Origin of the sequence: Neobacillus niacini, assembly GCF_000759675.1 — a bacterium.
Taxonomy (GTDB): Bacteria; Bacillota; Bacilli; order Bacillales; family Cytobacillaceae; genus Neobacillus; species Neobacillus niacini_A.
Map to the genome: position 1 here is coordinate 16,965 of NZ_BAWM01000018.1, position 17,235 is coordinate 34,199.

The 17,235-nt window shown below is 37.5% G+C and carries 21 protein-coding genes; 1 reads left to right on the forward strand and 20 read right to left on the reverse strand.

Features of this window, described 5'->3' with window-relative positions; genetic code table 11:
- Positions 1 to 3: 3 nt before the first annotated feature.
- The 10 genes from panD to TR08_RS08245 all read right to left on the reverse strand — a co-directional run bounded on the left by panD (position 4) and on the right by TR08_RS08245 (position 7,936).
- Positions 4 to 387 carry an aspartate 1-decarboxylase gene (gene panD, locus TR08_RS08200; RefSeq protein WP_045517303.1) on the reverse strand — a complete coding sequence of 128 codons (384 nt, stop codon included), beginning with the start codon at positions 385 to 387 and terminating at the stop codon, positions 4 to 6.
- Positions 387 to 1,256: a pantoate--beta-alanine ligase gene (panC, locus tag TR08_RS08205; RefSeq protein WP_045517304.1), complete on the reverse strand. Its 870-nt coding sequence runs from the start codon at positions 1,254 to 1,256 to the stop codon at positions 387 to 389. The genes panD and panC overlap by 1 nt, the downstream gene beginning before the upstream one ends.
- The gene (gene panB / locus TR08_RS08210; protein WP_045517305.1) at positions 1,253 to 2,089 is read right to left on the reverse strand and encodes a 3-methyl-2-oxobutanoate hydroxymethyltransferase; all 837 of its coding nucleotides are present in this window, start codon (positions 2,087 to 2,089) and stop codon (positions 1,253 to 1,255) included. Before panB ends, panC begins: the two co-directional genes overlap by 4 nt.
- Before the next feature lie 259 nt (positions 2,090 to 2,348).
- Entirely contained in the window at positions 2,349 to 3,326 is a 978-nt protein-coding gene (locus tag TR08_RS08215) for a biotin--[acetyl-CoA-carboxylase] ligase (RefSeq protein ID WP_081954402.1), read from the reverse strand.
- Positions 3,311 to 4,510: a CCA tRNA nucleotidyltransferase gene (locus TR08_RS08220; RefSeq protein ID WP_045517307.1), complete on the reverse strand. Its 1,200-nt coding sequence runs from the start codon at positions 4,508 to 4,510 to the stop codon at positions 3,311 to 3,313. The genes TR08_RS08215 and TR08_RS08220 overlap by 16 nt, the downstream gene beginning before the upstream one ends.
- Before the next feature lie 11 nt (positions 4,511 to 4,521).
- Entirely contained in the window at positions 4,522 to 5,649 is a 1,128-nt protein-coding gene (bshA, locus tag TR08_RS08225) for an N-acetyl-alpha-D-glucosaminyl L-malate synthase BshA (RefSeq protein ID WP_045517308.1), read from the reverse strand.
- Between the two features lie 2 nt (positions 5,650 to 5,651).
- Positions 5,652 to 6,362, reverse strand: a complete 711-nt coding sequence (bshB1, locus tag TR08_RS08230) for a bacillithiol biosynthesis deacetylase BshB1 (protein ID WP_045517309.1) — start codon at positions 6,360 to 6,362, stop codon at positions 5,652 to 5,654.
- Positions 6,352 to 6,771, reverse strand: coding sequence for a methylglyoxal synthase (gene mgsA, locus TR08_RS08235; protein WP_045517310.1), 420 nt, complete (start codon positions 6,769 to 6,771; stop codon positions 6,352 to 6,354). The genes bshB1 and mgsA overlap by 11 nt, the downstream gene beginning before the upstream one ends.
- Before the next feature lie 10 nt (positions 6,772 to 6,781).
- The gene (gene dapB / locus TR08_RS08240) at positions 6,782 to 7,585 is read right to left on the reverse strand and encodes a 4-hydroxy-tetrahydrodipicolinate reductase (protein ID WP_045517311.1); all 804 of its coding nucleotides are present in this window, start codon (positions 7,583 to 7,585) and stop codon (positions 6,782 to 6,784) included.
- A gap of 6 nt (positions 7,586 to 7,591) precedes the next feature.
- Entirely contained in the window at positions 7,592 to 7,936 is a 345-nt protein-coding gene (locus tag TR08_RS08245) for a nucleotide pyrophosphohydrolase (RefSeq protein WP_152597368.1), read from the reverse strand.
- Between the two features lie 181 nt (positions 7,937 to 8,117).
- On the opposite strand from TR08_RS08245, the gene TR08_RS08250 reads away from it, so the two are divergent.
- Positions 8,118 to 8,990, forward strand: a complete 873-nt coding sequence (locus TR08_RS08250) for a YitT family protein (RefSeq protein WP_045517313.1) — start codon at positions 8,118 to 8,120, stop codon at positions 8,988 to 8,990.
- A gap of 28 nt (positions 8,991 to 9,018) precedes the next feature.
- On the opposite strand, the gene TR08_RS08255 is transcribed toward TR08_RS08250, so the two are convergent.
- The 10 genes from TR08_RS08255 to TR08_RS08300 form a co-directional block, all read right to left on the reverse strand.
- Positions 9,019 to 9,699 carry a zinc metallopeptidase gene (locus tag TR08_RS08255; protein WP_045517314.1) on the reverse strand — a complete coding sequence of 227 codons (681 nt, stop codon included), beginning with the start codon at positions 9,697 to 9,699 and terminating at the stop codon, positions 9,019 to 9,021.
- A 51-nt stretch (positions 9,700 to 9,750) separates the two neighbouring features.
- The gene (gene ypjB / locus TR08_RS08260; protein ID WP_238579109.1) at positions 9,751 to 10,545 is read right to left on the reverse strand and encodes a sporulation protein YpjB; all 795 of its coding nucleotides are present in this window, start codon (positions 10,543 to 10,545) and stop codon (positions 9,751 to 9,753) included.
- 93 nt (positions 10,546 to 10,638) lie between these two features.
- Positions 10,639 to 11,232, reverse strand: a complete 594-nt coding sequence (locus TR08_RS08265; protein ID WP_045517315.1) for a DUF1405 domain-containing protein — start codon at positions 11,230 to 11,232, stop codon at positions 10,639 to 10,641.
- A 67-nt stretch (positions 11,233 to 11,299) separates the two neighbouring features.
- Complete coding sequence (locus TR08_RS08270; protein ID WP_045517316.1) at positions 11,300 to 12,076, reverse strand: menaquinol-cytochrome c reductase cytochrome b/c subunit; 777 nt, start codon at positions 12,074 to 12,076, stop codon at positions 11,300 to 11,302.
- Positions 12,077 to 12,134: 58 nt separating this feature from the next.
- On the reverse strand, positions 12,135 to 12,809 hold the full coding sequence (gene qcrB / locus TR08_RS08275) for a menaquinol-cytochrome c reductase cytochrome b subunit (protein ID WP_045517317.1): 675 nt from the start codon (positions 12,807 to 12,809) through the stop codon (positions 12,135 to 12,137).
- Positions 12,810 to 12,812: 3 nt separating this feature from the next.
- A complete protein-coding gene (locus TR08_RS08280) occupies positions 12,813 to 13,328 on the reverse strand; it encodes a ubiquinol-cytochrome c reductase iron-sulfur subunit (RefSeq protein WP_193747707.1) in 516 nt (171 codons plus the stop codon).
- Positions 13,329 to 13,462: 134 nt separating this feature from the next.
- Positions 13,463 to 13,927: a YpiF family protein gene (locus TR08_RS08285; protein ID WP_045517319.1), complete on the reverse strand. Its 465-nt coding sequence runs from the start codon at positions 13,925 to 13,927 to the stop codon at positions 13,463 to 13,465.
- Positions 13,928 to 14,038: 111 nt separating this feature from the next.
- Positions 14,039 to 14,605 (reverse strand): ReoY family proteolytic degradation factor, encoded by a 567-nt coding sequence (locus TR08_RS08290; protein WP_045517320.1) that lies wholly within the window; start codon positions 14,603 to 14,605, stop codon positions 14,039 to 14,041.
- A gap of 37 nt (positions 14,606 to 14,642) precedes the next feature.
- On the reverse strand, positions 14,643 to 15,908 hold the full coding sequence (locus TR08_RS08295; RefSeq protein WP_045517321.1) for a tetratricopeptide repeat protein: 1,266 nt from the start codon (positions 15,906 to 15,908) through the stop codon (positions 14,643 to 14,645).
- A gap of 30 nt (positions 15,909 to 15,938) precedes the next feature.
- Positions 15,939 to 16,838 carry a hypothetical protein gene (locus TR08_RS08300; RefSeq protein WP_045517322.1) on the reverse strand — a complete coding sequence of 300 codons (900 nt, stop codon included), beginning with the start codon at positions 16,836 to 16,838 and terminating at the stop codon, positions 15,939 to 15,941.
- Positions 16,839 to 17,235: the final 397 nt, after the last annotated feature.

Here is a 17,235-nt window from a genome sequence, read left to right on the forward strand (position 1 = left end):
TCTTTACATGATGGTTAATGCAGGTTCTGCATAAATCAGTTCTTTTATCCTGTTATGTTCATCCATAATGGCCACTTTAGGTTGATGGCTTTGGACTTTTTCTTCAGACACTAAGCCATAAGAAATGATAATAACAATATCACCTTTTTGTACAAGTCTTGCTGCAGCTCCATTTAAGCACACCACACCGCTCCCTCTTTCCCCCGGGATGATATACGTTTCAAGTCTTGCACCATTATTATTATTTACAATCTGAACCTTTTCATTTGCAACCATGCCAACAGCATCTAGTAAATCTTGATCGATGGTAATACTGCCAACATAATTTAAATTCGCTTCCGTTACCGTCGCACGGTGGATTTTTCCATTCATCATGTGCCGAAACATTATTTTACTCCTCCAATTTCCTTGCTAACCTCTAAGATGATATTATCTATTAAACGAACCTTTGAAAATTTAACCGCAAGCGCAATGATACAGGGACCATCTATATTTTCCAAGGCTTTTAACTGAGGATAAGAATAGATCTCTACATAATCAATTAGTCCGTTGGTTTCGGAACGAATCATGTTTGAGACTAAATTCTTTATTGTTTGAGGGTTCCGTTCCCCTCCCTCGATGGTCTCTTTTGCGGTGGTTAAGCTTTTATAAAGAACTACAGCTTGGCGCCTTTCTTCAGGCAGTAGATTAACGTTTCGAGAGCTTTTCGCAAGTCCATCTTCTTCACGGACAATATCAACAGGAATTAATTCAATTGGAAAATTGAAATCGGTAATTAATCCCGCTACTACTGCAACTTGTTGGGCATCCTTTTTCCCAAAATATGCTCTTGTTGGCATCACAGTATTAAATAGCTTTGTTAGAACAGTAGCGACACCATCAAAATGACCAGGTCTAGATTTCCCGCACAAAACATCAGTACGTTCGTTAACGACTACACTAACAGATGAAGAATGCGGATACATTTCTTCAACCGAAGGATAAAAAAGGAAGTCTGCCCCTTCACATTCAGCCAATGATTGATCTTTAGCAAAATCTCTAGGATAGGTTGCAAAATCCTCTGTTGGACCAAATTGCAATGGATTTACAAAAATACTTAAAACGACAATATCATTATCTAATCTCGCTCTTTTTAATAGTGTTAAATGACCTTCATGTAAAAATCCCATAGTTGGCACAAACCCTATTGATTTGGATTGTGATTTCAGCTTTATTATTTCAGTTTGCATTTCCTGAATCGTGGTTATGACTCTCATTTTAATCCTCCGTAAAGTCCGCTAAGCTCTCGTTCTTTCATCGTAAAGGAGTGCTTATCTTGAGGAAACTGTTCCGCCTTTACTTCCTTTACATAGGCTTGTATAGATTCAATAATGAACGGGTTTAAGGAGTAATATTGCTTTACAAACTTAGGCACCCTCTCAACACCATAACCTAAAATATCATGATAGACGAGTACCTGACCGTCCACATCAACCCCTGCTCCAATTCCGATTATAGGAATGGATACATTCTTTGATACTTCATCTGCAAGCTGCTTAGGTACACATTCAAGCACTATAGAGAATGCCCCTGCTTCCTCACATTTTTTGGCGTCTTCTAGCAATTTCATTGCACCTTTAGCGTCTTTTCCTTGAACTTTATAACCGCCTAATACGCCAACAGATTGAGGTGTTAATCCTAGATGACTGCAAACTGGAATTCCTGCCTTTGTAAGAGCTGATATCTTTTCTAATACTTCATCTGCTCCCTCAAGCTTGACAGCGTTTGCACCCGTTTCTTGAATTAATCTACCCGCATTAACTAAAGTATCCTTAATGGATAAATGATAGGTTAAAAACGGCATATCAACGACAATAAACGTGTCCTTAGCACCTCGTTTTACTGCTTTTGTGTGATGAATCATATCTTCCATCGTCACAGGCACTGTGGAATCGTATCCAAGTACCACCATACCAAGAGAGTCTCCTACTAAAATCAAATCCACTCCAGCCTGTTCTGCCTGCTTAGCAGATGGGTAATCATAAGCAGTGAGCATGACGATTTTTTCCTTATTTTCTTTCATTTTCAAGAAATCTGTACTTTGCTTCATCAACATTCCCTCCTTTTTAGTAGGAAGAGGGGATTAAAAAAGAGCAAAAATAAAAAGATCCATCTGAAGGCAGAGGATCTTGGTACTCTTTACATGTTCTATCCCTCTGTCCCGGTCCGTTATACGGATCTAGGCAGAAACCTTTTTAATTGTAAAAAACAGTTTCAGGTGCAGCTCTCAAGGATACCGCCCATTATTTGAATTATAAGAAAAAACTCAGAAAACCGCAAGCTATTCTTTTCATCAATACCTGCAATCTTTACAGTTCTATATCCGCTGAATAAACATGGTGTGTTTTGCCATGTTCATCTTCAATAATTAATACTCCATCATCTGTTATACCTTGAGCTTTACCAATAATGGAATTTGATAGTGTACGTGCTGTAATCTTCCTGCCAATACTAATGGCATAACCTTCCCATAGAAGCTTAATAGGAAGGAACCCTTCTTCCAAATATAATAGATACAATTTTTCCAGATTCATAAAGATACCCTTGATTAAGTCAGCTCGTGATACTCTTTCGCCTTTTTCAAGTAAGATTGATGTGGCTATCCCCTGCAGTTCACTAGGAAAATCTTCTTTTGTTTGATTAACATTCATTCCGATACCAATGATGATCGAATTAATGCGATCTGCTTCTGCTTCAAGCTCGGTTAATATACCTGTAACCTTTTTTCCTTTAATGAGGATATCATTTGGCCATTTGATTTCCGGTAGCAAACCAGTAAGGTCCTCAATTGCCTGAACAATTGCCACTGCTGCTAATAAGGTTAATTGTGGAGCTTTTGGCAGTGAGATGTTTGGTCTTAGGATAATACTCATCCAAATACCTGTATACTTTGGTGAATGCCATTTGCGATCCATTCTTCCTCGACCAGATAGTTGTTCTTCAGCAATGATAACTGTTCCTTCAGGAGCATTATCATAGGCTAAACGGTGAGCAATTTTTTGCGTTGATTCGACACTTTCCTCATAGTGAACGTTTTTACCAATGAATTTTGTTTTTAATCCAAGTCTTAATTCATTAGCTGTTATTTTTTCAGGTGTTTTCACTATCCGATATCCTTTTCGTCGTACTGCTTCTAATTCAAAACCTTCTTTACGGAGCTCCTCAATATGCTTCCAGACAGCCGTTCTTGAGCAGCCAATTAACTCTGCAATATGCTGCCCAGATAAGTAGGCTTCCCCAGCATTTGTAAAGGCATCAAGCAAGTCTTTCCTTAGTTGTGATTGCACTCCATCAGCCACTCCTTTATGTTTTTTTTATTATTAACGACGTTTCCTTCTAAAATAGCTTGCTCAACCTTAAACAATAGCTCTTTCACCCATGGTCCACCGCTTTTGTTAAACCAGTCCATTAAGTCATTACCCGATACGTCCATTTCTGAACGATCTTTTATTGGTAGTTGTTCATACATCTGTAAAAAGTGCTGTATCGAATTATTATTCTCAATGCCTTTTATGACAAGATAAAGAATCTCCGAAGATACAAAAATTTCTTTGGTTGCAGTATATAAATCATATAAGGACCAGCTCGTTTTAAATCTCTTATCTAGGTAATGTAGAATAACCTGAATCTCCCTAATTTCCTTCAATGGAATGCGCCAGCCTCTGAGAAATCCCTCTACTGCCTTCTTTTCGATTTTCAGACAGTATACAAGCAATGCCCACATTTCACGAGTTGTTAATCGTTCAAGCTTGTACTTTAGCATTAATTTAATTCTATCCTCCTGATTCGATAAACCAGGTAAATAGGAATAAATATTTGTTTGAAGAATTAGTTCTAAGGCTTGTTTTCGATTAACACCGCTCAGTAATTTATCAAACTCAGTTTGTTTTCGTTCAACTGCGATATTACTAAGTAAATGAACCAAATCTTTGAGTGCATTAAGTGTTTCTTTTTCAATTGTGAAAGATAACTGACTTAAAAAACGAACAGCTCTCATCATTCTTAGAGCATCCTCTTGAAATCGATCTGCAGCTTTTCCAACTGTTTGTATAATTTGATTATCTATTGATATTTGTCCGTTAAAGGGGTCAATAAGGCTGCCGTCTTTATCCATAGCTATCGCATTCATGGTGAAATCTCTTCTCTGCAAATCCTCTATCAGGTTTCTTATAAATGAGACTTCCTTCGGCCTCCGATAATCCTCATATTCAGCTTCACTTCGAAAGGTTGTAATTTCATATGATTGATTTTGATATAAAACAAGAACGGTTCCATGCTCGATCCCAATATCAACGGTTTTAGAAAATATTCGCTTTACTTCCTCGGGGGTAGCAGAAGTTGCAATATCCACGTCGTTTATTTCCTTATTTAACAAGAAATCTCTAACAGATCCTCCTACAAAATAAGCTTCAAAACCAGCAGACTCCAACTTTTTTAAAACTGGTACAGCCGCTAAAAAAGGCTCCTTCATTCAAATCACCCTTAATTTAAGAGCTTAAGATATAATCGCTCATATTGTCCGACAATTTGTTCGGCTCTAAATTTTGTATTAACAACAGCAACTCCGTTTACAGCAAATTGCTGATGAATTTGTTGATCACTTAATAGTAGGATTGCCTTTGTAGAAATATCGTCTATATCCCCCAATTCACAAATGTATCCTGTTTTCCCATGCTCAATGACTTCAGGCATTCCTCCAACATTCGTGCCAATACATGGAACACCACAGGCCATTGCCTCAAGCGCCACCAGCCCAAAGCTTTCCTTTTCCGATAATAAAAGCTTTAAATCACTGATTGAATACAATTCATCAAGGTTTTCCTGTTTTCCAAGGAGATGAACTTTATCTGTTAACCCTAATTTTTTCACTAACCTGCAAACAGGCGTCATTTCGGGACCATCACCTACCAGCAATAATTTTGCTGGCATAGCTGCTGAAATTCTTGCGAACGTTTTTACAACATCCTGAACTCGTTTAACTGGTCGAAAATTAGAAACATGGATGACAACTTTTTCGTCATCTTTAATCCCAAATTCTTTCTTTAAATGGTTTGCATCTCTTTTTTGATAAATTCTATCATCAATAAAGTTATAGACCGTTTCAATTTGTTGGTCGGGCTTAATTAGTTCGTGAGTCTGTTCAATTAAAGATCTTGAAACAGCCGTAACAACATCAGATTTTTCTATTCCAAATTTGATGGCTTCCGATAGAGATGGATCGTACCCTAAAACAGTTATATCTGTCCCATGCAGAGTCGTAACAATCTTTACATCCACCTTGGACATTTGTTTAGCTAATATGGCACAAACTGCATGTGGAATTGCATAATGAACATGGAGAATGTCTAGATTCTCTCTGTTAGCAATCTCTGCCATTTTACTAGCTAAAGCAATATCATAGGGTGGATATTGAAAAACAGAGTATTGATTTACTTCAACCTGATGATAAAAAATATTATGATAAATTCTATTAAGTCTAAAGGGAATACTGGATGAGATAAAATGAATTTCATGACCTTTCTCAGCCAGCATTTTTCCTAATTCTGTCGCTACGACTCCTGAACCACCAACCGTGGGATAACAGGTAATTCCAATTTTAAGTTTCCTCATTTTTAATCTCCAATCAAGTCACGATTCAAGAGGATTGGCACCTTTGATTTAAAACCTTCTGCAAAATTAACACCAACTTGTTGACCAAATAATCTTTCTCTTGCTTCAACTGCTTCAATATACCCATTTACAAGTGGTGTTTCGACGCTATTTTCTGTTTGTTCAAATTGGCTTTTATAGGCCCTCAAGGATGCAATTTTATGCTCCATCGTATCAGTGATATCGATGGTGAAATCTGGCTTATGGAAGCCATTTATCATATAGAAATATACTTTTGAAACCTTGTGGGGTGCTTGGGTACCTTCTGTTTGATATTTTCTTATTCCCGCAGAAAAGACCGCCTCTTCCACAAGGCGGGTGCAGTTCCCATGATCAGGGTGGCGGTCTTCAATGTAGGGAGCAAAGACAATTTGGGGTTGATATCTTCTAATTACGGCAGCAATCTTCCTTATGAATTCCTCTTGTAGAAGGAGTCCCCTGTCGGGTAATGCTAATGACATTCTTTTAGATACTCCCAATATTTCAGCAGCGTTCTTTGCTTCCTGTTTCCTTAATTCGATGGTCCCGTTTGAAGACAGTTGCGCGTCTGTTAAATCACAAATCCCTATCCTTTTTCCACTTGCTGTCAGTTTTGCAATACTTCCTCCCATACCGATTTCCACATCATCAGCATGAGCACCGAACGCTAATATATGTAAGGGCTTATCGCTCATCACTTTCACCGGTCTCGTGGACAATATTTCTCCATTCTAAGAAGCCCTCATCTAAACCTCTAATCAATAGTTCCGCAGTCCCCATGTTGGTAGCAAGCGGAATAGAGTACACGTCACAGAGGCGGACAAGTGCTGTTACATCTGGTTCATGCGGCTGAGCAGTTAGCGGATCCCGAAAAAAGAAAATCACATCCATTTTATTTTTTGCAATCATTGCTCCGATTTCCTGATCTCCCCCTAGAGGACCTGATTGAAATCTTGTAATTGGTAATCCAGTTGCCTCTTGAATTCTGAGCCCTGTAGTTCCTGTCGCAAAAAGTGTGTGCTTTGAAAAAATAGTTTGATATGCTGTTGCAAATTGAACAAGATCATTCTTTTTATTATCATGTGCGATTAAGGCTATATTCATGGTTGTGCTCCTATTCTAGAATATTTTCAAGTCCATAAACAAAAAGATCTTGCTTCATTACCGTCTCAACTGCTATCTTCACACCAGACATAAAGGACGTGCGATTATAGGAATCATGACGTATCGATAACGTTTGACCATCTGAACCAAATAAAACCTGTTGATGAGCCACTAGTCCTGGCAGTCTCACTGAGTGAATGTGCATTCCGTTAAACTCTCCACCCCTTGCACCACTAATTGTTTCTTTCTCATCAGGATGGCCCTGCTGTTTAAAATCTCTTACAGCCGCCATCATTTCAGCAGTTTTAACAGCAGTGCCTGATGGAGCGTCAAGTTTTTGATCATGGTGCAGTTCGATTATTTCGATATCATTAAAATATTTTGCTGCCATTTGTGAAAACTTCATCATTAACACAGCGCCAAGGGCAAAATTTGGTGCAATAATACAACCTAGTTTCTTTTCCTTACATATACGCTCCAACTCTTCTAAGTCTGCTTTCGTAAACCCAGTGGTTCCTACAACAGGTCTCACATTATAATGAAGTGCTGTTCTGGCATGATGCATACCCACCTCTGGTGTAGTTAGGTCAATTAATACATCACACTCAACATTTTGCAGGCACTTCTCAATGGTTGAATAAATGGGGACATTACTTATAGTATGGAAACCTTCTAAGTCACTTAACATGTGACCCTCGTGTTTATGGTCAACTACTGCCATTAATTCAAAATGTTCAGTATTGCTTACCATTTTGACTGCTTCGCTTCCCATACGTCCACGTGGTCCCGCAATAATAATTTTTACCGTATCCATTCACTTTCACTCCACATTTTTATTTTCAATCCTAGTCCAGCGATCCTTGTCCCTGGTATTAAATTTATTCATGACATAATCGTGTGCCTCTTCCAAGTCAATATTTAATGAATTAGCCAAGCAGATGATGACAAAAAGAAGGTCTCCTAGCTCCTCCTCAATAGCCTTTTCGGTTTCGCTAGATTTCTTCGGCTTCTCACCATAATAATGATTGACTTCTCTAGCAAGCTCACCTAGCTCTTCCGTAAGCCGAGCTACCATCGCCAGGGGGCTAAAATACCCCTCTTTAAATTGACTTATGTATGTATCTACTTCCTTCTGCAGGTCTTTGATAGATTTCCCATTGACCACACACATTCACCTCTTTTACTAATTACAAAACTTCTACTAAATACATTAGCTAAAATAGGTTAGTTTTACAAATATTATTGTTTTAAGTATAAACTTTCCTGCTCAAAATTGCTCTTCAATTGTTTATTCGCTATAATAAAAAACGCTGGTTGGGGGATATTTTGGAAGAGGAGGAAAAATCGTGATATTTGGACTTAAAATGAAAAATGTTTTATTTATTTTAATTGGAACTGCGATTATGTCATTTGGACTTGTCAATTTTAATATGCAGAATAAACTTGCCGAAGGCGGTTTTACAGGTATAACCCTTCTTCTTTACTTCATGTTCAAATGGGATCCATCTTATACAAACTTACTATTAAATATCCCACTCTTTTTTATAGGTTGGAAGTTACTTGGAAGAAACGCTTTTATTTATACCATTCTCGGGACAGTTGGTCTCTCCGTATTTTTATGGATTTTCCAACGATATTCTATCAACATGCCACTGAAGGATGACTTAACACTGGCTGCATTATTTGCAGGTGTTTTCCTTGGAATTGGATTAGGAATTATCTTTCGTTATGGTGGAACGACAGGTGGAGTCGATATCATTGCACGACTTGTCCAGAAATATGCAGGTTGGAGCATGGGAAAAACAATGTTTATTTTCGACATTTGTGTAATTGGGGCTTCTGTTCTTACCTATCTTAATTACAAACAGGCAATGTATACCCTGGTTGCTGTATTTATTGGGGCTAGAGTGATTGATTTTATTCAAGAAGGTGCCTATACTGCAAGAGGTGCGATGATTGTTTCTGAAAGAAATGAAGATATTGCGAACAAAATTATGGAAGAAATGGAACGGGGCGTGACCGTTCTTAAGGGATATGGTTCTTTTACAAAAATAGAACGAGAAGTTTTATACTGTGTCGTAGCTAAGAACGAGATTGTACGTTTGAAAAATTTAGTTACCTCGGTTGATCCACATGCATTTATTTCGGTTACCGTTGTCCATGATGTCCACGGAGAAGGTTTTACACTAGATGAAAACAAAAAACCGATTGAAATTTAGAAAAGCAATGTCCATCTGGACATTGCTTTTATTCATTACTTCTATTCATACCTGTAAAAATGAGGACTAGCCTTATTAACTCTAAAACAGCTACAGCAGCTGCTGCCACGTATGTTAATGCAGCTGCATTTAATACCTTCCTTGCATCTCGCTCTTCCACATTGCGGATTAATCCTAAAGAAACGACTTGGTCCATTGCACGATTGGAGGCATTAAATTCAACTGGTAAAGTAATAACTTGAAAAAGAACAGCAGCTGCCATAAATACGATTCCTGCTAACAACAGCCCGCTCATTTGAAAAAAGATCCCAATTAGAACAAGTACCCACGAAAAGTTTGAACCAATATTCGCAACTGGAACTAAAGCATGGCGAAAGCGTAAAAAAGCATATCGTTGTGCATCTTGTAGGGCATGCCCACACTCATGTGCTGCAATGGCAGTAGAAGCTATGGAATGACCGCGATAATTTTCAGGAGATAACCTTACTGTTTTCGTCATTGGATCATAGTGATCACTTAAAAATCCTCTTCCCTCTTCGACACCTACATTAAAAAGACCGTTTGAATTTAGCACTTCCCTAGCTACCTCTGCTCCTGTACGATAGGTTGAATTTGCAACACGAGAATATTTTACAAAAGTACCCTTAACCCTAAATTGAGCCCATAGGGGTACTAAAATAATGATAAGAAAATAAATTAAGATTCCCATTTTGAACCTCCAATACTCTAAAGGTGTTTTTATCTTTGCTGAAGTTCAAACTTAATCCTTATGAACTCTAGAACGGTTTTTTCGCATATCCTTTTCGCCCTGATATTTTCTCCAGCCCACATAAGAAAGAGTTAAAATGATAATGCTTCCTGTGGAAATGATTACCCACCATAGTGAGGGGTCAGCCTCATCCTCATCCATGTTTTCAAATAGATTCTTTAAATCCATTTCTAGACCTTCTAATTCCTGTTGGCTTTTTACGTTATTAACAACCTCTGAACGATATTCATCAATAAAATTGATTCGTGCATCTATTCTTTGAATATTTTCTGCTGAAACATCAATTTTCATACTTGGATAAATAACGTTGTATAAGGCCATAAAATTATTGAAATTAGAGTGAAAATGTGCAGAATCACCTGTGCTAGCGGCTTCTCTCGCTTCCTGGAAAGCAGTTAAAATTTGGCTCTTCATTTCTGTCCATAACGGTTGATGGCTAGTAGCGATAGCGTCCACCACTAGACGAAACTTCGTGAGTCTTTGGACTCTTTCCTCGTATGCCATATTCGCGCTTACTGCAGCCTCCATTGCCTCATCATGAGATACAGTAATAATTCTTAATTCATCCATAGTAAAAGGATGTTCTTTGCTGGAGATGTCAGTGAATTGCTCTGAAAAATAACTCAATAGCTTTTTGCCATCTTCGTATCTCTGAAATTTTATCATTTGAAGTGCTTCATCAGAGATATTATCAAGCTTCTCTATCGGCGTGTGCGTATTCGCACTAACCGTCATGGGAGTAAGCATAATGACAATTAAAATTAATAGAAACCATTTATACTTCAAACCTTGTCCCCCCTATCATTACTATTAAAATGTATGAGGGGGTGGACAAGGTTAGACCATCTTTTAACCTATCAAAAACTATTTTAGTTCTAGTTATTTAATATCAAGTTTAAATCGATTGGGGCGTATTACAAAATAATAACCAATCCCTACTGCCAAGATCGATAGCCAAAAAGTAAAATAACCAATTTGAGGTATAAATTCATCTAACATGTGGTATCGAGGGAGCATGAAAAAGACATAATCGATCACATCATTATGTAAAGTCCAAATAGCTGTGACAATCAAATGCCACCATTTAAAACGATAGAAGGGGGCGTACAATAATGCTTGGACTGCCATAGCAAAATGAGAAAAAATTAACATAACGCCAATCCAATCCAGCTCTCCTTGAGCGGAAAAGACTAGGAGATTCATTACTACAGCCCATATTCCATACTTAAATAAAGTAACAATTGCTAGTGCTTCCATAAGCGGCCAATTCTGTTTCAATAGAAACGCCACTAGAACAAAGACAAAAAACAAACTAGCAGTAGGGCTATCAGGTACAAACACAAGAAAAATAGGTGGAGTTTCTTTTAACTGCCAGCCATACCACACATACCCATAGACTGTTCCTGCAATATTAACTACAAGCAAAAGCCATAAAAAAGACCTGTTAGCCAAGAGAGGATAAATCCATTTCATTTACTATTCCTCCTTTCTTTTTTAATAATAAAAGCTGACGAAAATCCGTCAGCTTTTTAAAAACCCTTTATTTTTCACCTAAACCAGAGATGTATTCAGAAAGCTTTTTAAGCTGATCATCATCACCTTTAAAGACTCCAGGTGGCATAGTTCCTGTACCTTCTTTTGCAATTTTTGCAATTTCATCAGCAGATAATCCAGTTTCGATTAAAGTAGGCGCACCAGCACCACCCTGGAAGCTATCGCCGTGACACGTGATACATGTATTGTCTGAAGCAATCTTATATTCTTCAGATGTTTTATCAATTTCAACGTCTGCAACAATTTTTCCATATTCTTTTGCAGCTTCCCAATCATGGGTAGAAGCACCCTGCCATGTTAAAAATGTAATTGCGGCTAACGCTAATAGCATAAATCCAGTTGCCAACGGACGCTTGCTTGGTTTCCGTTCTGGTCCACGATCGAGGAATGGAGCTAATAATAATGCTCCAAAAGCTAGTCCAGGGATAACCATAGCACCAATTACTGTATAAGGTCCTGCTGCATATTCATACTTTAGTAATTGGTATAAGAATAAGAAATACCAGTCTGGCATTGGTACATAACCTGTATCTGATGGATCCGCAATCCTTTCAAGTGGACTCGGATGTGCAACTGTTAAACATAGAAAGCCGACAAGAAATACTGCACCTACCAACCATTCTTTCAAAAGGAAGTTAGGCCAAAATGCCTCTGTTTTACCAGGGTATTCTGAGTAATCTTTCGGAATATTTGTTTTCGTACGAGCCTCAGGCGCCAATACACGTGAGTCACCTACGAACTTCATTCCTTTACCGCGATGCATCGAACAATCCCCCTCCTTTATTCGCAAATTAAAAATAGTTCGGAATCAAATATGAGTATTATAGTGGTCCAGAAATACCCTGTTTACGAATCATCATGAAATGAGCTGCCATTAATCCAAATAATGCAGCAGGTAAGAAGAACACGTGAATCGCAAAGAAACGAGATAATGTTTGAGCACCAACAATCGTCTCATGGCCCGAAAGTAAAGTTTTTGCATAAACACCAATAAACGGTGTTGCCTCAATAATTTGAAGTGTAACTTTTGTTGCGAACAACGCTTTCATATCCCAAGGTAATAAATAACCCGTCAAACCTAACGCCAGCATGATGAAGAAAATTAGAACTCCAACAATCCAGTTAAGTTCACGTGGTTTTTTATAAGCGCCTTGGAAGAAAACGCGTAATGTATGTAAGAACATCATTACAATAACTAAACTAGCACCCCAGTGATGCATACCGCGCACGATTTGTCCGAAAGCTACCTCGTTTTGAAGATAGAATACAGACTCCCACGCGTTTTTGATATCTGGTACATAATACATAGTTAAGAACATACCAGAAAGAATTTGAATAACTGTAACAAAAAACGTTAAACCGCCAAAGCAATAAACGAACGCAGAAAAATGATGCGCCGGATTAACATGCTCAGGGACTTCATGATCTGCGATATCGCGCCACAAAGGCGTAATATCTAAACGTTCATCTACCCAATCGTAAATTTTGTTTAACAATGATTACGCCTCCTTCGTCCGTGGTTCAGCTTTTCCTAAATAAAGTAAACCGTCTTTTTCTTTTAATGGATACACATCCAGTGGTGCAATAGGTGGAGTACCCTTAACGTTCGTTCCATCCTTCGTATAACGTCCAAAGTGACATGGACAGAAGAATTGATCCGGATGATCTTTGCTTGTTGCCCATCCAACAGTACAACCTAAGTGTTTACATACAGGAGACAGGGCAATAATATTATCTTGTTCATCCCTATAAACCCAGGCAGTATTTGTTACTTCCGAAGTATACCAAGCATCCTTTTGTTCAAAAGTGAAATCTACTCGTTGTGGTTCTGTGGTGATATCTTTAATTTTCAATGGAGTTGCAATAAAATCTCCACCTGCTTCAGCTGTTAATACTGGATCAATTGCAAAACGAACCATTGGCATTAACATACCTGCTGCCATAAACCCCCCTACACCAGTCAAAGTGTAGCTTAAAAATTGTCTTCTTGATACGCGATGCTTACTCATGCTTATCCCCCCTCTATTCACAAGTTAAGTCCATCGGACATAAATTAAACACATATAAAACTAGGACATAACCATGATATATCAATCTTAATCCTAGGTCAATATCATACTATTTTAAAAACATGTTAATCAGCAAAGAATTACAAATTTTCATGCCATATTTGCGTAAAAAGGCTTAAGAGCTGCTTAACCTGGCTTTCAATCATTGAAATCTTTTGTGATTCATCCAAATGCTCAAGCGGCAGGGATGGAAGCCAAATTAATGAACCATCAAGCTCGTCCTCAAAGTTCTTCCATTCAATCTCAGACGTTATGTAAAAGATATGTTTAAATTCGTTTTTTTCAATATTCTCTTCCCATTTCTTCAATCCTTTTATTATATCCTCATATTGATCATTTTTTAAGTATGTATACGGTGGAACCAACATTATTCTTCCAGTAAATTGTCTTTCAAGGTAATTGGTTAGTAACGTAATAAATTCTGCGCTTGAGGCAGAGTGTTTCATTTCATTTCCAAACGAAACCGAATACAAGGGGATGACTGCAGTATCCACGTATTCTTTTGCGGTTAAATATGTTTCTATATCCTTAGAAACCCACTTCATTTATGACACCACCTATTTTCACATTATTACTTCTATCATATCATTTTATTAAATAAAACATCAAAAGTAAAAGAGGAAAAAACTCAGTAATCAAACAAAATGGAAGCTTGCTTATCGCAAGCTTCCATTTTGCTCTGCTTCTTTTAGTTGATTTAGTTTCTCTGTTAATGCACGAAAAGCCTTTTTATCCTGCTTATCAAGTGCTTCATCAATTAATTGAAGCAATTTTTCCCGTTGAAACCGTTCAATGCTGTTTAGTAAAAATTGTTCTGCTACAATTCCGTCTTTTTCATTTACTTGAAGGTGTTTTGGAACAAATGGATTTTCTTCTAATACAGCAGCATATTGATGCGCTTGATTGGAAGCATGAAAGTTTAATTGAATAAAAATATCTTCGTCACGATTTAACCGAATATCATGAAAGGATTTTTCAGCATCAGTTGTCATAACATTTTCTTTATAAAAGCGGAATGGTACTTTATCAACGCAGTGGGTTGACATGATCAGCCCGCGAGGACAATACTGTGCTTGTTCTACAAAATGAACCTTCTCCATTAATTGGTCGTGACTCATTAAATAATTTAGAATCCAAACACACTCTCTTCTTTTTAATTGATAATGATTTAAAAACCAACGAATAAAGTCCTTTTTCTCGTTGACAGAAACAGGGGTTGCCATATGATAGTTTCCCTCCTCTGTATATTCAGTTTTTTTATTAATTCTCTCTACTTATTAGACGGTCAAGCAAATCAGAATATTCCCCATTTGTTGGATCACCTTTTTGTAACTGTTTAAAAATTTCGGCAGCAAGGTCGTTTTTTCCTTCCTCAATTAAAAAATAACCATAATCGTTCAAAAATGCTTCATTATTCTTAAAAAAAGTATATGCACTTTCATATTTGTCTAATGCATTGGAATATTCCTCTAACTTATCGTATGCAAGGGCAGCGTCCCATTGGAGTTGGGGCTCCTCATCTTCCACGAAGTCCAGCTGTGATATCAGATCAATGACTGCTTCATTTCTCTCTTGTTGAAAGAAGAGCTTATTTAAGGTTAACGCTGCTTCAGTAAATCCTGGATCCAATGCAAGTGCCTCGCGGAAGTATTGTTCTGCCAGTTCCGGTTGTGCCAGCTTAATGGCAATTTTGCCACCGAAGAAAAATAAATCTTTATTAAAGTCATCCTGCTTCATACCTTCTTGAATAACGTTTAAACTATTTTGAAGTTCCTCTTCCCGTTCGTATGCCTTCGCGAGATGTAAATACAGGGAATGGTATTCTGGGTCAAGCCCTTTTAATTCCTCGAACTTTTCGATTGCAGTCCGATTATATCCTGCTTGAAGTGCTGTAAAGGCATAACCAAATAGTGTATTAATCTCTAATTTTTCATCAATTGCTTTGTCATAATAGGCTAATGCTTCCTCAAATTCTCCAGAGGCACTTAGAAGCTCTGCTATTCGCTGGTAAATACTCACACCTGCAATCTCATGGTACTCCTTTAAGACAGCCTCATAGTATTTCAGTGCCTTCGTTACTTCTCCTTGTTCACTGTAGAGTTCACCAAGTGCAAAATCAATGATGACCTCATCTGGCAATATATCCTTTGCTAGCTGCAGTTTTCTTTCACATACCTCGTATAATCCTTGGACTTGATATAAGTCAGCTAACAGCAAGAGAGATTGTCCAAAGCTGGGGTCGTGTTCAGAGATCTTTTCTAATTCAAGAATTGCTTGTTCCTCATCACCGGCATCCACTAATATTTCCCCGAGTAAGACGAGTAGTTCACCCTCTTCAGGATATATTGCTAATAGGTTTTCAACTAACGCCTTTGATTCCGCTAAAAATCCAAACTGGAACATTTCTTCAGCAAGAAGGAATTTTTCATCGGGCTGACCTTTGGTTAATACAACATTATATTCATTTATGGCTTCATTATGTTGACCGTTTTCCAACATTGTAATAATTTTATTCACTCTGTCCATTATCTCTTTCCTCTCGGTTCCCTTGATTAACTATAATGCAAAAAATGATGGAGTTCTCACCCTAACATATTCTCCATATCCAGGTTTAAATAAAACTTCTTCCCCTGCACGTACTACTTTACCCTTGTTAACTGTAACTACAAGTCTATCACTATGATAATGAAATAATTCCACTTCATCAACATTCATGATTTCTCTAGCTTTAAGATATAAATTATAGCTTACTTCTGCTCCGTGTAATAAACTTGCTTTTTGAGGATATAAACCTAGTTTATTTAATACTAGAACAGATAATGGCTGATTCTCTTTCATTTCCTCGAGGATTGCAGGAATTTTTTCATTTTCTATTATAACCTTCCATTTCGACAAAGCCCTTCTAGCTTCCTTCTTTAAATCATTAGAAATTATTGGAACAAGTGGACAATTATACGGAAAAAGTGCCTCCTTTATCCAACCCCATGGAATTTTTATTAAATCATCGGGATCCACAATATCGATAAAGATTGCTGGAACTCTTTCTTTCTTACATTTCCTAATAAATGAGGGAGTTAATAGGCGCATCGGAATTTTTACACTAATGAGAAAATCGATTGGACTGCTCATGAGTGCTGTTTTTGTTTCTTTTATCTTTTCTGTTAATTCACTTTCGTAGGTTATCGAAATGTAGGTAAGTATTGTGGTACATCCTTTCAAAAGGAAATTCTCAATCATGTATTTTCGAAATTCCTGAAAGGAGGCTTTGAGAGGTATGCAAGTATCTAAAAATACGTAAGACGGGGTCATGATAAAAGAGTCCGCATTCATTTTTATTAATTTATTATGATGAATACGATCTTGTTTTGCAGCAATGTGGTTTCCCTCAATGAGCAGCGATGATTTTGACAGTTTAGTTTCCTTTAGAATATTGGCATTTTCAATAATATATCCCATTCTACCACCCTTTTCACAGCTTTCCTTCTTAAGACAAGCTATGTGCCATACCTAAAAACTATGACAGAAAAAAAAGGAAGCTTTAGCTTACCACTTATTAATTTTTCCTTTGATTTAGGTCATATGAACGCTTCTTGGTTACCACTTTTTATATTCCAAGAGGTTTTTGGTCACCTATAGTCCTCATTGGTTACCACTTTCTCTATTCCAACCAGATTTCGGTCACCTATAGCCCTTATTGGTTACCACTTTCTCTATTCCAACCAGCTCTCGGTCACCTATAGACTACATTGGTTACCACTTTCTCTATTCTAACCAGATTTCGGTCACCTATAGTCCTCATTGGTTACCACTTTCTCTATTCCAACCAGATTTCGGTCACCTATAGCCCTTATTG

Coding starts and splice junctions, on each gene's coding strand:
- panD (WP_045517303.1), bottom strand. CDS start 387: ATGTTTCGGCACATGATGAATGGAAAAATCCACCGTGCGACGGTAACG.
- panC (WP_045517304.1), bottom strand. CDS start 1,256: ATGAGAGTCATAACCACGATTCAGGAAATGCAAACTGAAATAATAAAG.
- panB (WP_045517305.1), bottom strand. CDS start 2,089: ATGAAGCAAAGTACAGATTTCTTGAAAATGAAAGAAAATAAGGAAAAA.
- TR08_RS08220 (WP_045517307.1), bottom strand. CDS start 4,510: ATGAAGGAGCCTTTTTTAGCGGCTGTACCAGTTTTAAAAAAGTTGGAG.
- bshA (WP_045517308.1), bottom strand. CDS start 5,649: ATGAGGAAACTTAAAATTGGAATTACCTGTTATCCCACGGTTGGTGGT.
- bshB1 (WP_045517309.1), bottom strand. CDS start 6,362: ATGAGCGATAAGCCCTTACATATATTAGCGTTCGGTGCTCATGCTGAT.
- mgsA (WP_045517310.1), bottom strand. CDS start 6,771: ATGAATATAGCCTTAATCGCACATGATAATAAAAAGAATGATCTTGTT.
- dapB (WP_045517311.1), bottom strand. CDS start 7,585: ATGGATACGGTAAAAATTATTATTGCGGGACCACGTGGACGTATGGGA.
- TR08_RS08255 (WP_045517314.1), bottom strand. CDS start 9,699: ATGGGAATCTTAATTTATTTTCTTATCATTATTTTAGTACCCCTATGG.
- TR08_RS08265 (WP_045517315.1), bottom strand. CDS start 11,232: ATGAAATGGATTTATCCTCTCTTGGCTAACAGGTCTTTTTTATGGCTT.
- TR08_RS08270 (WP_045517316.1), bottom strand. CDS start 12,076: ATGCATCGCGGTAAAGGAATGAAGTTCGTAGGTGACTCACGTGTATTG.
- TR08_RS08285 (WP_045517319.1), bottom strand. CDS start 13,927: ATGAAGTGGGTTTCTAAGGATATAGAAACATATTTAACCGCAAAAGAA.
- TR08_RS08290 (WP_045517320.1), bottom strand. CDS start 14,605: ATGGCAACCCCTGTTTCTGTCAACGAGAAAAAGGACTTTATTCGTTGG.
- TR08_RS08295 (WP_045517321.1), bottom strand. CDS start 15,908: ATGGACAGAGTGAATAAAATTATTACAATGTTGGAAAACGGTCAACAT.
- TR08_RS08300 (WP_045517322.1), bottom strand. CDS start 16,838: ATGGGATATATTATTGAAAATGCCAATATTCTAAAGGAAACTAAACTG.